The sequence below is a fragment of the Ornithinibacillus californiensis genome (assembly GCF_001038485.1).
Taxonomy (GTDB): Bacteria; Bacillota; Bacilli; order Bacillales; family Amphibacillaceae; genus Ornithinibacillus; species Ornithinibacillus californiensis.
In genome coordinates, this window is the sequence record NZ_LDUE01000056.1 from 23,822 (window position 1) to 38,823 (window position 15,002).

The following is a 15,002-nucleotide window of genomic DNA, read 5'->3' on the forward strand; positions in this document are numbered from 1 at the left end:
TCAATTCGTATTTTTATACAACACTTGGTTAATATAATATTATGTACACTATTAGATTACTATAATACTATTTTTACATAAAAACATTAAATTGTATGTTAGGAGAAAAAAATGATTAAAGGGATTGGAATTGACATCATTGAACTAGAAAGAATAAGAAAAAGTATGAAAAATAAACGTTTCCTCGATCGAATTTTAACAGAAAAAGAAAAACAAAACTTCTCATTATTACAAAGTGAAACTAGAAAAGTAGAATTCCTGGCAGGAAGATTTGCTGCTAAGGAGGCTTTCGCAAAAGCAATGGGAACTGGAATTGGCACGCTTAGCTTCCAAGACATTGAAGTCATGAACGATGAAAACGGTGCACCTTATATTCATGTGCAACTAGATGAAAAGATGAATATTTTTGTCTCCATTACTCATAGTAGAGAATATGCAGTGGCACAAGTAGTACTGGAAGTTTAAATTAATAGTTTCTCGCGTATCATCTGCATAATTACAGAGGTTGTCTCATATATTTTATTGCGGGCAGGAGGGAACAAGCTCTTTATAATCACCGCGATAAGAAGTACACGATAGGACCATAACAGACTGAGGGACACTGGCCCAAATGGCAACAAAGAATTGGGAGACGTTTGACAACACTTAACGCAAAATTTAAGGAGAGGGTGGATTTAAAGGATGATATTATTGTCTTAAAGCTGGTAAATATGGTCTGTCGTAAATTCTTTCGGTGAAAAAGTTCCCTTTGTATAAATCGTAAAACCTAAGAGGTTAGGTTTGTAATTTTAGACAAGGGAGATATGTCCATGATAAAAAAATCACGTTTATGGATGATATTCGTATTCGGTATTGTATTGATTCTAGCTGCATGTGGAGAGAAATCTCAAGAGGATGTTGTTAAAAAGCTTGGAGAAAATGTTGCTGATTTATCCGGTTACAAAGCAAATGTAGAGATGAAAATGAATACTGGTGAAGAAGAGCAACTGTTTAAGATTGATGTTTGGCATAAAAAAGAGGACTTCTATCGAGTCGCCTTATCTAGCAACAAAGAAGATAAAGGTGGACAAATTATCCTGAAAAATAAAGATGGTGTTTTCGTATTAACGCCAGAGCTTAAAAAGAGCTTTAAGTTTCAATCCGAATGGCCGGATAATAGTAGTCAACCTTATTTATACCAATCGCTTGTAGAGGATATTACAAACGATGAAGAAGCGGAATTTACTACAGATGAAAAGAATTACATCTTTACGACAAAGACAAATTATCAAAGCAATAACAACCTACCATACCAAGAGATTTACTTTGATAAGGAGAACTATACTCCAGTCTTAGTTAAAGTATTGGATACAGATGGTAATGCAGTTGTTGAAGTGAAGTTTAATAGCTTTGAGTTAGATCCTACCTTTAATGATAAGGACTTTGAAATTGAACAAAACATGGCAAGTACAACACCAGAAGACGTACCAACTTCTGGTGACGGAATGACAGAAGGGTTAGAGGTAATGGTTCCTCTTCAAACGGTCGGAGCTGAATTATCTGATCAAGTTGAAGTGAATCTAGAAAACGGGAAACGAATCATTTCAACATTTACTGGAGAAAAGAATTTCACACTAGTACAAGAAAAGAGAAATGTAGTAGAAACCCTATCCTCCCCAGTAGCAGTAAACGGAGACATTGTTAACTTAGGATTCGGAGTAGTAGGAGCACTATCAGAAAATGCCGTAGAATGGGATTACAATGGCTCAAACTTCTACCTAGCAAGTGATCAACTAACAAGAGAAGAATTACTACAAGTAGCACAATCCGTCCAAGGACAAAGCGTAAAACAATAATAAATAAAAAAATCAGCAGGCTCATAGATAAGAGTCTGCTTTTATTTTATAATAAGGGTAAACTTGGGATATTTATATAACAATAAAAAGAGCTATAGATTGATGCGCTTAGCGGCCCGAATACACGAAGACTCCTGCGGGAGGATAGGCCTAGGTGAGACCCCGCAAGAGCTTTAGCTCTGAGGAGGCTCACCAGCCGCCCGCGGAAAGCGAAGTGTATTCGGGCCGCGGATTAGGCCAGAAAGTTTCATATTTAGATTAAGCTAAGGTATTAGAAAGGAGCTATCATTGTGGTAGAAGAAATGTATCGCGAAACATGGGTCGAAGTAAATCTTCAAGCAATTAAGTATAATATTACACAAATAAAGGAAAAACTACCGCAAGATAGTAATATAATTGCAGTCGTAAAAGCAAATGCATACGGCCATGGAATTGTCCCAGTTGCTAAAAAAGCACTCGAATCAGGTGCAAAAGCATTAGCTGTCGCAATACTAGAAGAAGCTATAACTCTTAGAAAAGCATCTATTACAGCACCAATTCTAGTACTCGGCTGGGTGCCAGCAACCTACGCATCACTTGCAGCAAAACATCATATAACACTAACTATCTTCCAAAAAGAGTGGCTCGAAGAAGTTAATCAGGAATTAAATCAACCATTAGAAGTTCATATCAAATTAGATACAGGTATGGGCAGAATCGGTATACGCTCGAAAGAGGAAATAGTAAGTATTTTACAAGATATAGCAAAGAATAAGAATATCCAATTATCTGGTATCTTCACCCACTTTGCAACAGCTGATGAAAATGATTTAACTTATTACTACGAACAATCAACTCGTCTGGCAGAATTCCTACATGTCATAAAGCAAAACTGGAGCGTACCGGTTAATATCCATATAGGCAATAGTGCTGCTGCGATACGTTTCCCAAAAAATATGCATAATCATATCCGTTTTGGCATATCCATGTATGGGTTGTATCCTTCTGAGGCTGTAAAAAAGGAGTATGCCATTAATCTTAAACCAGCATTCTCATTACATAGCAGACTAGTTCATGTTAAAAAGATTTCTAGAGGTGAATCTGTTAGCTATGGAAGATCCTATATTACAGAAGGAGATGAATGGATAGGAACAATACCAATCGGTTATGGGGATGGTTGGAATCGAAAACTACAAGGTATGAGCGTTCTAGTAGATGGTAAACGAATGCCTATTGTTGGTCGAATATGCATGGATCAGATGATGATACGGTTGGATAAACCGTATGCTATCGGAACAAAGGTCACCTTAATAGGTGAGCAAGGAAAAGATTGTATCGAAATCGATGAACTTGCAAGTTATTTAGATACAATCAATTATGAGATTCCCTGTATGATTAATGAAAGAGTACCTCGAGTCTATATCGAATAGACAAGAATAACAGGACGATGTGATGTGCAGGGCTAATTACCCAATTTTTTTCGGAAAAAGACTGATAAGCCTTTGCAATTACGGCTAGACAATGATATTATTAAATTTGACTAAATACAGAATAGAGTAACGTTCGTTCGAGCAGTTGGTGGAGGTGCTTGGTTTTGTCAGAGAGCTTACAAGAAGTTATGGTACGGCTACCGAAAAACCTACTAAATGAGGTGGATGGATTAGTGAAAAAAGAGAACAGGGATCTTAGTGATTTCATATGTCAGGCAACTAGAACCTATTTAGAAACTAAAAAAGAAGAGTACATTCAAAACTTTTATAAATCCATGCAAAAAGGCTATCAAGAAATGGCAAGAATCAATCTCTCTATTGCTTCAGAAGCTTTTCAGGCTGAAGAGGAGGCTGAAATTACTCTAGAGCGCTCTGTGATCGGGGTGTAGAATTTGATTGTTCAAAGAGGCGAAGTGTATTTCGCTGACTTATCCCCTGTAGTTGGATCAGAGCAAGGGGGCGTTCGTCCTGTATTGATCCTCCAAAATGATATTGGAAATCGATTCAGCCCGACGGTTATTGTTGCTGCAATTACTGCTCAAATCCAAAAAGCGAAATTACCTACTCATGTTGAGATAGATGCGAAGCGTTATGGGTTTGATAGGGATTCTGTTATCCTTTTAGAACAGATTCGTACATTAGACAAACAGCGACTAACAGATAAAATAACAAAGTTAGACGACGTTATGATGCAAAAAATTAATCATGCACTGGAAATAAGTTTAGGGCTTAGGGACATGTATGGGCAATAAGAACTCATAGTTTAAGATAGAGGCTATGAGTTTTTTTATGTTTTAAATAGACTGAAAACTCTAAAATGTATCGAATTATATCAAGGGTATTGCCACATGGTATGATAATTTGTTTGCAATAATAAACATATCATGTGACAATATTTATAATATTTATGTTAATCGGAGGTTGCAGGGGAATGAATAGGGATCTTAGGGATATCGCTATTGATAATAGTGATAGAATCATTCAAGAATGGTCCAAGGAGATTAATCGGTTAAAGAGTGCAAACTATACAGCTGATATTTCCAAAGAGCTATTTGAGAATAATAATGATGAATTCGTCAATGTCATACTGAATAGTATCAAAGGGAACGGTTCAACGAAGATAGTAAAGGATTTCTCAGATCGAATAATAAAGTTAGGCTGGCCATTAAGCTACATTATCGATGGTCTTTTAGTATTTAGGAAAGTAACTACAAACACGATACTAACTGAGATTGAACAGGCTGATAGTGAATATATTTCAGAAGTTATCAATAATGTAGATGTATGGGTTGAACCAATTATTAGACAGTTAGTAAACGAATATTCTGTTAGTTGGGAGCATGTTGTATCGTTACAACGAATTGCTCTGCAGGAATTATCTGCTCCGTTAATTCCTGTTATGGATAATATTACAATCATGCCTTTAATCGGGACAATCGACACGGAACGAGCGAAGTTTATTATGGAGAATCTATTAGAAGGGGTTATGCAACACAACGCAGAGGTTGTTCTAATTGATATTACCGGAGTTCCGGTTGTAGATACGATGGTTGCACATCATTTGTTCCAAGCAACAGAAGCGGTTAGACTGTTAGGAGCAAAATGTATTCTAGTAGGAATACGTCCAGAAATAGCGCAAACTATTGTTAATTTAGGAATAAACTTTTCGAAGTTACCAACGAAAAGTACTTTGAAAAAAGGCTTTATGCTAGCGCTAGAAATAACGAATAAATCAATCGTGGAAATGCAAGATAAGTCTCAAAATATTGACCAATTGTTGGGTTTGGATAAAGGGAGTGAAAGGATTCATGCGAATTCCGATCTTAAAACTACATAACTATCTACTAATTTCTATACAAACGGAACTAGATGACCAAACTGCTATTCAATTCCAAGAAGATTTACTCAGTGAGATTCATAGAACGGAAGCAACTGGAGTTGTGATTGACTTAACTTCAGTAGACGTAATTGACTCCTTTATCGCAAAGGTGTTAGGTGATGTCGTTTCAATGTCAGATCTAATGGGGGCTAAAGTTGTTTTAACTGGAATTCAGCCAGCGGTTGCAATGACATTAATTGAATTGGGTATTCATCTGCAGAATGTTCCAACCGCCTTAGACCTGGAACAAGGTTTGATGAAACTTCACCAGGAATTGGGGGAATAGCTGATGGGTTCCCAATCCTATGTTACGATCATGAAAGAGTGGGATATTGTTGCTGCACGTCAGATGGGTCGAGACATTGCCAAAAATTTAGGCTTTGGAACAGTTGACCAAGCACGAATAACAACAGCGATATCAGAACTTGCTAGAAATATACATTTATATGCTGGTGAAGGAAAGGTATGTTTTGAAATAGTGGAGTCGTTAGAACATAAAGGGATAAGAGTGCTAGCTACAGACAATGGTCCAGGGATTAGGGATTTAAGTCAAGTGATGGAAGACGGTTTCACCACTTCTGGAGGACTTGGTGCTGGTTTGCCTGGTGTAAAGCGATTAATGGATGATTTTGATATTGAATCTGAGGTTGGCAAGGGTACGAAGATTACGACTACTAAATGGGTAAGATAAACGAACTAGCAGTATCAATGCTTCTTATTAGGCACCATAGTACATCAACTTTATGAACTTATAAGTGAAGTTCTAATAAAAGAATAGGAGAGGCCGCTATGGATACGAAAGATTTAGATGCTAGGAGTTATACTGATTTATTAAAGGGATATATTAAAACTCAGGATGAGCGAGCGCTGTATGGTGCAGAGCAAATCTCGAAGTCTTTTATTAAAAATAATATTCTACCAGAGGAAATAGTAAATTTACATATTCAAGCATTGCTCGAGATTTACCCTGATCTACATGAACTAATACAGCCTTCTATGAACTTCTTATTAGAAGCAATGATTTCTTATGGATTGGCACATCAGGAATATCAGCAACTTCGTGAAAAACAATTAGAATTGCGATCAGAAATTCATCTTGCTGCTAGAATGCAGCAAATTCTTCTGCAATCTGAAATACCTCAAACGGATGACTTGGATATTGGAGTCATTAGTGTCCCTGCTAACCAAATGAATGGCGATTATCATCATTTTGTAAGAGGGAAGGATGGTTCCATCAACATTGCAATCGCAGACATTATAGGTAAAGGTATTCCTGCGGCGTTGTCTATGTCGATGATTAAATATGCAATGGATAGTTTTCCGGAAAGTGAAATGTCTACCAATGCTATATTAAAAAGCTTAAATAGAGTAGTTGAACGAAATGTTGACCCAAGTATGTTTATTACGATGTTCTATGCTACATATAAGCCCGACTCTGGTAAACTCTTTTATTCTTCAGCAGGACATGAGCCAGGCTTTTTTTATAGTAGTAAAGCGAATAGATTTAAAGAAATTGAAGCAAAAGGTTTAGTACTAGGTGTGAAGCCTGATACGACTTATTCTCAATACGAACTTGAGCTTAATAAAGATGATATGGTCATATTGCTAACCGATGGTGTGACCGAATGTCGAAAAGGGGATCAGTTTATTGAGCGCGATGAAGTATTAGAGGTAATTCGAACGTATATGCATTTACCTGCTCAAGAAATTGTTAACCGTGTTTACCGTCATTTTGAGCGCATACAAAATTTTCAACTTAAAGATGACTTTACCTTAGTAATCTTAAAAAAAGTGGTTTAATACTATCAATTCTTGGGAACATGTAAGATACGAAACCTTATAAAAGGGCTAGTTCTTTGAATATAGGTGTTACGGGGGGAAAACTATGAATCTACAAGTCCAAATAGATGAAGGGAATAATGGTTCGGTCGTTCATTTATCTGGGGAAATCGATGTGTACACGGCACCAAAATTAAAAGATGCATTACTCCCACTAACAAAGCAAAAAGGAACCTTATTAGAAGTCGATTTAACTCATGTCAATTATATGGATAGCACAGGGTTAGGGGTTTTTATCAATGCCCTAAAGTCGTCGAATGAACATGAATGCAAATTTAAATTGATCAATTTGCAAGACCGGGTATACCGTTTATTCCAAATAACTGGACTACACGAAATAATGGACTTAAACTCTACGATTCGAGGTGTGGATGAATAAATGGAATCGTTTGATTTTATAGAGATGAAGTTTCCTGCAAAGCCGGAATATGTTGGAGTGATCCGACTTAGTATTTCAGGCGTTGCAAACCGAATAGGTTTTACGTATGAGGATATAGAGGATTTAAAAATCTCTGTTTCTGAAGCAGTGACAAATGTCGTTAATCATGCATATGAGGAAAATGAAAATGGGGAGGTTACCATTGGCTTTGGAATATATGAGAATCGTCTGGAAGTCATGGTAGCAGACCACGGTGGTAGTTTTGACTTAAAGGAAGTAAAAGCAAAGATTGGACCATATGATAGTGAAGAATCCATTGAGAACCTTCGAGAAGGGGGTTTTGGTTTATTTTTAATCAATACACTCATGGATAAAGTAGAAATAAATAATAGCTCGGGTGTTATTGTTCTAATGACAAAGTACCTTGAGAATCAAGAGGTGGGGTTTAATGACGACCACGTCTCAACCAAATAATAAAGGAAGAGATGAGGTTTACAGGTGGATTGAGCATCTTCAGAAAAACCCTTCAGACGAAGAAATCCAGCAGAAAATTATTTTAACCTATCAAGAGTTAGTGGAATCGATTGCTAGGAAGTATTCGAGAAATAGTATGATTCATGAAGATTTAGTTCAAGTAGGTATGATCGGACTATTGGCAGCAATAAAACGATTCGATGCTTCCTATGGAAAGACATTTGAATCCTTTGCCATCCCAACTATTATCGGAGAAATCAAAAGGTTTATCCGTGATAAAACCTGGAGTGTCCATGTGCCAAGGAGAATTAAAGAATTAGGTCCAAAGATTAAGAAAGCCGTCGATGAATTAACCACAAAAAATCAAAAATCACCTACCGTAAAGGAAATTGCTGAATATCTAGAAGTCTCTGAGGAAGAAGTACTCGAAACAATGGAAATGAACCAAAGTTATAAAGCATTATCCGTTGATCGAAGTATTGAAGGTAACTCAGATGGGAGCACAATAGCAATCTTAGACATGATTGGTTCTGATGAAGATGGATATTCACAAATAGACCTCAAAATGCTTTTAGAAAAAATTCTTCCAATATTAACAGACCGTGAACAACAAATTATCCGCTGTACGTATTTTCAAAATATGAGCCAGAAAGAAACTGGTGAATTGTTAGGTATATCACAAATGCATGTTTCACGTTTACAACGAAGGTCATTAAAGAAACTCCGTGAAGCAATTAATTCAGATAGTGCGGAGGTATTATAAGCTTATGAATCGAGTGAAGGTAGCAGTTTATCAAGAAGCAAAAAATGGTAATGAAACATCTGGGGATAGTTACTATTATTGCGAGACGGAGAATGAGTTTGTCTGTGCTTTAGCGGATGGTTTAGGCAGTGGCGAATTCGCGAGAGAATCCTCGGAAATTGTCATCAATATTATTAAGGAAAACATAGACTACGCCGTTGAAGATTTGGTGAAAAAGAGTAATGAACAATTGATTGGTAAGCGAGGAGCTGTACTAGCGATTCTAAAAATCGATTTTAACACTAAAAGCTACTCGATATCTTCCATAGGTAATGTTGGTGTTATAGCTTTAACCGGAGTGGGGCGCAGAAAACGTAATATGCCTAATGTAGGGTACTTATCTGGTCATCAGAAAAAGTTCAAGGTCATCAGTGAACCACTAGTAAATGAAATGAACTTCATTATGTTTACAGATGGTGTTTCCAATCGGGAATTAACAGAGAATAATTTTTATGATAAGGAAGTAGAGCGGATAACAAAGTCCTTTGCATTAAGAAGTGAATATCCCAGGAAAGATGATACAACATTGATTGCAATACGATATGAAAATTAATGAAAGGCTGGTATAACACCAGTCTTTTTTAGTTTCTTAGGAATTCAACTGTTTTTTTGATAAAATAAGAATGGTGATAAGGAGGAGTTACGATTGTCTGATACATTAAAACAGGAATTAGCCCAGTGGGTTTCAAAGGAAACTGAGGTTTCTACAAATATCGTACATAAAGTAATTGACTTACTAGAAGAAGGTAATACAGTTCCTTTTATAGCTCGATATCGAAAAGAGGTAACTGGGGGACTTGATGAGGTTCAAATTAAAGCAATTCAGGATAAATGGCAGTATGCATCTAATCTAGCACAAAGGAAAGAAGAAGTTGTTCGCTTAATTGATGAACAAGGTAAACTGACACCCGAGTTAGAAAGTGAGATTAGAAAAGCGACCCAATTACAACGAGTAGAGGATCTGTATAGACCTTTTAAACAAAAAAGAAGAACGAAGGCCACTATTGCTAAAGAAAAGGGACTCGAGCCTTTAGCTGAAATAATCTGGAGGCAGCAATCAATTGATGTGCAACAGGAAGCCGAGCAATATTTATCCGAAGAGCATGAGTTGATCACTATAGAGGATGTGTTAGCTGGTGTAAATGATATTCTTGCGGAATGGATTTCGGATGAGCCTGCATACCGAGAGTATATTAGGAATGAGACGTTCAAAAGGGGTCTTGTAAAATCTGAGGTGAAAAATCAAGCAAAAGATGAAAAAGGCGTTTATGAAATGTATTATGACTACAGTGAAGCGGTGCGTTCAATCGTTTCCCATCGGATACTCGCATTAAACCGTGGTGAAAAGGAAGAAATCTTAAAAGTTTCTATCGTCCCACCTGTTGATTCGCTAATTGGTTATTTACAACGTAAAATAATTAAACAGAAAACAACTTTAGAAGTCAGTGGAATAATAAAAACAGCTATCGAGGATTCTTACAAACGTTTGATTGAACCATCTATCGAGCGTGAAATTCGATCAGGTTTAACGGAACAGGCAGAAGAACAGGCCATATCGGTATTTGGAACCAACCTGAAGAATTTGTTGTTACAACCACCATTAAAGGGGAAAACGATATTAGGTGTGGATCCAGCATATCGGACAGGCTGTAAGTTAGCTGTAATAGACGAAACTGGTAAATTGCATCAAGTAGGGGTAATGTATCCAACTGCTCCGAAAAATGATGTCGTAGGAGCGGAAAAGCAAGTTCTGGAGCTTGTGAAAAAGTATTCTGTAGAATTAATTGCTATCGGGAATGGTACTGCTTCTCGAGAAACGGAACAATTTATCTCTGATGTTATTTCAAAGAATAATCTAGATATGCCATATATCATTGTTAATGAAGCGGGTGCGAGTGTATATTCTGCATCCGAACTAGCTCGAGAAGAGTTTCCGGATTTACAAGTAGAAGAAAGAAGTGCTGCTTCTATTGCTAGACGTGTACAAGATCCATTAGCTGAATTGGTAAAGATAGATCCAAAATCTATTGGTGTTGGTCAATATCAGCATGATGTAAGCCAGAAGGCATTAAATGAATCGTTAACATTTGTTGTAGAAACAGCAGTAAACCAAGTTGGTGTTAACGTTAATACGGCATCTAGGTCATTGCTCCAATATGTATCTGGGCTCAGCAAAACAGTTGCTGGGAATATCGTGAAGCTTAGAAATGAAAATGGTAAATTTACGAATCGCAAGCAACTAAAGAAAATCCCAAGATTAGGTGCCAAAACCTATGAACAAGCAATCGGCTTTTTACGTATTATTGATGGGGATAATCCATTAGACCGTACACCAATTCACCCAGAAAGCTATGCTCATACAGAGAAATTATTATCCATGCTGGATTGTAAAATTGAGGATATTGGCTCACCAAAGCTAAAGGAAAAGCTTGATAACCTTAATAAGAAGGACGTTGCGGCACAATTGGATATCGGAGAGCCTACTTTAGAAGATATAATTGAAGCATTAAGTAAGCCAGAGCGTGATCCACGTGATGAGTTTCCTCAACCATTGCTTAAGAAGAATGTACTATCTTTAGAAGACTTAAAGCCTGGAATGGAACTGCAAGGTACTGTTCGTAATGTAGTAGATTTTGGTGTATTCGTTGATGTTGGAGTGAAGCAAGATGGGTTAGTGCATATCTCAAAAATGTCGAATACATTTGTTAAACATCCGATGGACATTGCATCTGTTGGTGATGTAGTAACAGTGTGGGTGGAGAGTGTTAATGTGGATAAAGGGAGAGTAGCTTTATCTATGGTTCAAGAAAAGTGAAATTCGTAACCGTATGATGTTGGGGAAGGTGGTACTGCATATGGATGAATTTGTCTATTTGATAAGACCAGTACGAGAAAACTTTATAAATACTATGACATCACGGGAATCTGAGGTCATGGAACAACATTTTAACTACCTAAAGAACCTAAAAAGGGAAGAGATAGTAATCATGGCGGGACCATGTTTAGATGGTGCTTTCGGCATAGTTATCCTTCGCGCAAATTCGTTAGGTGAAGCAACGATTTTAATGGAAAATGATCCATCTGTAAAAGAAGGGATAATGTCTTCGGAGTTACACCCATTTAGAGTTTCTTTATTAGAAGGTAAATAAGAAAAGGCACTGCGATTGCAGTGCCTTTTCTTATTTTGTTTATTATTTTACATCACTAGCAGCTTCCACTTCACTCATGGAAATTCCTAGTGCATTAGCAACACCTTCACCATAAGCTGGATCTGCTTTATAGCAATGGTTAATATGTCTTAATTGTACTTCTTTAGTTGTTCCTTGCATATTGCTTGCTGTGTTTTCAAATAATCTTTGTTGTTCTTCAGCAGTCATTAGACGGAATAACTTACCTGGTTGTTCAAAGTAGTTATCATCATCTTGTCGGAAATCAAAGTAGTCCACATCAGCTGCAAGTGTTTGTCTTGGATCTTGATGTTCTTTACTATCTTCCCATTCACCATAGCTGTTAGGGCTATACGTTACATTTTTACCATGAGGCATGACACGCATTGCTCCATCACGATGGTATGGATTAAAGTTTTTCGCGTTTTTAGGATAGTTAACTGGAATTTGCCAGTGGTTAACACCTAAACGGTAACGCTGTGCATCTCCGTAAGAGAATAAGCGACCTTGAAGCATCTTGTCTGGTGAGAACCCAATACCAGGAACAATGTTTGTTGGAGCAAATGCTGCTTGCTCAACTTCTTCAAAGTAGTTTTCTGGGTTACGGTTAAGCTCTAATTCACCCACTTCAATTAGTGGATAGTCTTTTTTGTACCAGACTTTAGTTAAATCGAATGGATTGTCTTTACTATTTCTAGCTTGCTCTTCTGTCATTACTTGAATGTAAAGTTTCCATTTAGGGAAGTCGCCTTTTTCAATTGATTCAAATAAATCTTTTTGGCTACTTTCACGGTCTTTACCGATTACTGCTTCTGCTTCTGCATCAGTAAGGTTTTTAATTCCTTGCTGAGAACGGAAGTGGAATTTAACCCAAACACGTTCGTTGTCAGCATTAATCATGCTATAAGTATGGCTTCCAAATAAATGCATATGTCTGTAAGTTGCAGGAATACCACGGTCACTCATTACGATTGTTACTTGGTGAAGAGCTTCAGGTAGTCCTGTCCAGAAATCCCAGTTAGCTTGTGCACTGTGCATATTTGTTTTAGGATCACGTTTTACAACGTGGTTTAAATCTGGGAATCTCTTAGGATCTCTAAAGAAGAATACTGGTGTATTGTTACCAACTAGGTCCCAGTTACCTTCCTCTGTGTAGAATTTTAATGCAGTTCCGCGAATATCACGTTCAGCGTCCGCTGCACCACGTTCACCAGCAACAGTAGAAAAACGTAGGAACATATCAGTTTTCTTACCTACTTCTGAGAACATTGCTGCTTTAGTATATTTAGTAATATCATGAGTTACAGTGAATGTACCATAAGCACCTGATCCTTTAGCGTGCATACGGCGTTCAGGAATTACTTCACGATCGAAGTGTGCTAGTTTTTCTAGGAACCAGAAGTCTTCCATTAATAGTGGACCTCTAGGACCAGCAGTTTTTACGTCATCATCATTTGGTACAGGAGCACCGAATGCGGTAGTTAATTTTTTCTTTTCGCTCATTGAAATTGTCCCTCCTAATAAGATAAAATACACGTATTATAGTATCATAGTAATGAAAAGATTACTAAATAGATAGTTTGTTAAGATCCTTGTATAAGGATGGAAGTATACTAGACTATCCTCCTTTCATAGGTTCTTAATGAAACACCCTAAGTTCTATTATAATGATTTACAGATAAAAATCAATTTTTAATTATAATTATTTTAATTAACAACAGAATCATTGCTGCTTATAAGGAAAAATAATAATAGCTGATTATAACGAAGGAAGTATTCGCAAATGAACTTGATAAGTGAGAAAGAACTATTAGAGCTTGTTAATAAGATATCGCTTGAGTTTTTTAGAAAACCATATATAGATGATGTTAAATTTAATAGTAGACTGCGTACGACTGGTGGCAGGTATTTACCTAGCAAAAGGATTATTGAGTTAAATCCAAAGTATTATTATGAAACAGATATGGATGAGTTTATTGGGATCATCAAGCATGAACTATGTCATTATCATCTGCACATAGAGGGGAAAGGTTATAAACATGGTGACCCAGAGTTTAAAGAACTATTAAGGCAGACTGGTTCCCCGAGACATTGTAAACCATTACCTTCTAATAGTAATAGAAGGAAGCATACTTACCGATGTCTAAATTGTAATCAAGTTTATAAAAGGGTAAGAAGAGTCGATTTAAAACGTTATCGATGTGGAAGATGCCGCGGGAAGTTGGTTGAACTAAAATAAAGTCTGTGGATTTTGGAATTACATTATATAAGAAGAAAATAGGGGGGTAAAAAGTTTATAAATTCAGACGCAAAATATTAATTGACGAAATAGATTAGCCATGGTAAATTATATTAAGTCTTACGAAAATAAGATGAAGCAAAAGTAGTTGAGATGAAGAAAAGGATTTTATAATTATCGCTTGACAATGATTTTTATATATTGTATGATATTCTTCGTCGCTGAAATTATTATTGCTTTCAAAAAACATAATTAGCGAATGACATTAATATTATTCCACAGTAGCTCAGTGGTAGAGACGAGCATTACTTCCACCGAATCTGCTACGAGTAACCCCGATGGATACACATCCATGAATAAGCTAGAAGAAGCAGGGGTCATCTTCTTGGAATAAGCTTTCAAAAACATAATTAGTGAACTAACTAATATTATTCCACAGTAGCTCAGTGGTAGAGCAACGAGCAACACATCTACCGAATTAGCTACGAGTAACCCCGATGGATACACATCCATGAATAAGCTAGAAGAAGCAGGGGTCCAACATCTTGGAATATGCTTTCAAAAACATAATTAGTGAACTAACTATTATTATTCCACAGTAGCTCAGTGGTAGAGCAATCGGCTGTTAACCGATCGGTCGTAGGTTCGAATCCTACCTGTGGAGCCAAATGGAGAAGTACTCAAGTGGCTGAAGAGGCGCCCCTGCTAAGGGTGTAGGTCGGGTAACCGGCGCGAGGGTTCAAATCCCTCCTTCTCCGCCATTATAATATGGCCCGTTGGTCAAGCGGTTAAGACACCGCCCTTTCACGGCGGTAACACGGGTTCGAAACCCGTACGGGTCATTAACAATTTTATAAGGTCCGGTAGTTCAGTTGGTTAGAATGCCTGCCTGTCACGCAGGAGGTCGCGGGTTCGAGTC

The 15,002-nt window shown here is 37.1% G+C and carries 18 protein-coding genes and 3 tRNA genes; 19 read left to right on the forward strand and 2 right to left on the reverse strand.

From position 1 onward, the window contains the following. Positions 1–111: 111 nt before the first annotated feature. The 15 genes from acpS (at position 112) to TE34_RS13990 (ending at position 11,826) form a co-directional block, all read left to right on the forward strand. Complete coding sequence (gene acpS, locus TE34_RS13920) at positions 112–465, forward strand: holo-ACP synthase (RefSeq protein WP_047985426.1); 354 nt, start codon at positions 112–114, stop codon at positions 463–465. A gap of 344 nt (positions 466–809) precedes the next feature. After that, complete coding sequence (locus TE34_RS13925; protein WP_047985427.1) at positions 810–1,835, forward strand: LolA family protein; 1,026 nt, start codon at positions 810–812, stop codon at positions 1,833–1,835. Between the two features lie 290 nt (positions 1,836–2,125). After that, entirely contained in the window at positions 2,126–3,244 is a 1,119-nt protein-coding gene (alr, locus tag TE34_RS13930; RefSeq protein WP_047985428.1) for an alanine racemase, read from the forward strand. Between the two features lie 164 nt (positions 3,245–3,408). Next, on the forward strand, positions 3,409–3,693 hold the full coding sequence (locus TE34_RS13935) for a CopG family ribbon-helix-helix protein (RefSeq protein ID WP_047985429.1): 285 nt from the start codon (positions 3,409–3,411) through the stop codon (positions 3,691–3,693). Between the two features lie 3 nt (positions 3,694–3,696). Continuing rightward, positions 3,697–4,056: a type II toxin-antitoxin system PemK/MazF family toxin gene (locus TE34_RS13940; RefSeq protein WP_047985430.1), complete on the forward strand. Its 360-nt coding sequence runs from the start codon at positions 3,697–3,699 to the stop codon at positions 4,054–4,056. A gap of 179 nt (positions 4,057–4,235) precedes the next feature. Next, complete coding sequence (locus tag TE34_RS13945; protein WP_047985431.1) at positions 4,236–5,141, forward strand: RsbT co-antagonist protein RsbRA; 906 nt, start codon at positions 4,236–4,238, stop codon at positions 5,139–5,141. Then, positions 5,113–5,469: an STAS domain-containing protein gene (locus tag TE34_RS13950; protein WP_047985432.1), complete on the forward strand. Its 357-nt coding sequence runs from the start codon at positions 5,113–5,115 to the stop codon at positions 5,467–5,469. Before TE34_RS13945 ends, TE34_RS13950 begins: the two co-directional genes overlap by 29 nt. Positions 5,470–5,472: 3 nt before the next feature. Next, entirely contained in the window at positions 5,473–5,874 is a 402-nt protein-coding gene (locus tag TE34_RS13955) for an anti-sigma regulatory factor (protein ID WP_047985433.1), read from the forward strand. Between the two features lie 98 nt (positions 5,875–5,972). Further along, on the forward strand, positions 5,973–6,983 hold the full coding sequence (locus TE34_RS13960; protein WP_047985434.1) for a PP2C family protein-serine/threonine phosphatase: 1,011 nt from the start codon (positions 5,973–5,975) through the stop codon (positions 6,981–6,983). 85 nt (positions 6,984–7,068) lie between these two features. Next, positions 7,069–7,401, forward strand: coding sequence for an STAS domain-containing protein (locus tag TE34_RS13965; RefSeq protein WP_047985435.1), 333 nt, complete (start codon positions 7,069–7,071; stop codon positions 7,399–7,401). Continuing rightward, positions 7,402–7,875, forward strand: a complete 474-nt coding sequence (rsbW, locus tag TE34_RS13970; RefSeq protein WP_047985436.1) for an anti-sigma B factor RsbW — start codon at positions 7,402–7,404, stop codon at positions 7,873–7,875. Further along, a complete protein-coding gene (gene sigB, locus TE34_RS13975) occupies positions 7,850–8,638 on the forward strand; it encodes an RNA polymerase sigma factor SigB (RefSeq protein WP_047985437.1) in 789 nt (262 codons plus the stop codon). Before rsbW ends, sigB begins: the two co-directional genes overlap by 26 nt. Positions 8,639–8,642: 4 nt before the next feature. Further along, positions 8,643–9,230: a PP2C family serine/threonine-protein phosphatase gene (locus TE34_RS13980; protein ID WP_047985438.1), complete on the forward strand. Its 588-nt coding sequence runs from the start codon at positions 8,643–8,645 to the stop codon at positions 9,228–9,230. A gap of 93 nt (positions 9,231–9,323) precedes the next feature. After that, positions 9,324–11,492: a Tex family protein gene (locus tag TE34_RS13985; protein ID WP_047985439.1), complete on the forward strand. Its 2,169-nt coding sequence runs from the start codon at positions 9,324–9,326 to the stop codon at positions 11,490–11,492. 40 nt (positions 11,493–11,532) lie between these two features. Continuing rightward, the gene (locus TE34_RS13990; RefSeq protein WP_162200025.1) at positions 11,533–11,826 is read left to right on the forward strand and encodes a YciI family protein; all 294 of its coding nucleotides are present in this window, start codon (positions 11,533–11,535) and stop codon (positions 11,824–11,826) included. A 42-nt stretch (positions 11,827–11,868) separates the two neighbouring features. Here the strand turns inward: TE34_RS13990 and TE34_RS13995 are convergent, their stop codons facing one another. Beyond that, on the reverse strand, positions 11,869–13,347 hold the full coding sequence (locus tag TE34_RS13995; RefSeq protein WP_047985440.1) for a catalase: 1,479 nt from the start codon (positions 13,345–13,347) through the stop codon (positions 11,869–11,871). A gap of 280 nt (positions 13,348–13,627) precedes the next feature. On the opposite strand from TE34_RS13995, the gene TE34_RS14000 reads away from it, so the two are divergent. Beyond that, positions 13,628–14,083, forward strand: coding sequence for a SprT family protein (locus TE34_RS14000; protein ID WP_047985441.1), 456 nt, complete (start codon positions 13,628–13,630; stop codon positions 14,081–14,083). Between the two features lie 252 nt (positions 14,084–14,335). Here TE34_RS14000 and TE34_RS21065 read toward each other — a convergent pair whose 3' ends face one another. Continuing rightward, positions 14,336–14,596, reverse strand: a complete 261-nt coding sequence (locus TE34_RS21065; protein WP_157037638.1) for a hypothetical protein — start codon at positions 14,594–14,596, stop codon at positions 14,336–14,338. A 79-nt stretch (positions 14,597–14,675) separates the two neighbouring features. Between TE34_RS21065 and TE34_RS14005 the strand changes: the two genes are divergently transcribed. From TE34_RS14005 to TE34_RS14015, 3 genes are all read left to right on the forward strand, one after another. Next, positions 14,676–14,750 (forward strand) — tRNA-Asn (locus tag TE34_RS14005). A gap of 3 nt (positions 14,751–14,753) precedes the next feature. After that, positions 14,754–14,844, forward strand: a tRNA-Ser gene (locus TE34_RS14010). Positions 14,845–14,853: 9 nt separating this feature from the next. Continuing rightward, positions 14,854–14,925, forward strand: a tRNA-Glu gene (locus tag TE34_RS14015). Positions 14,926–15,002 lie beyond the last annotated feature (77 nt).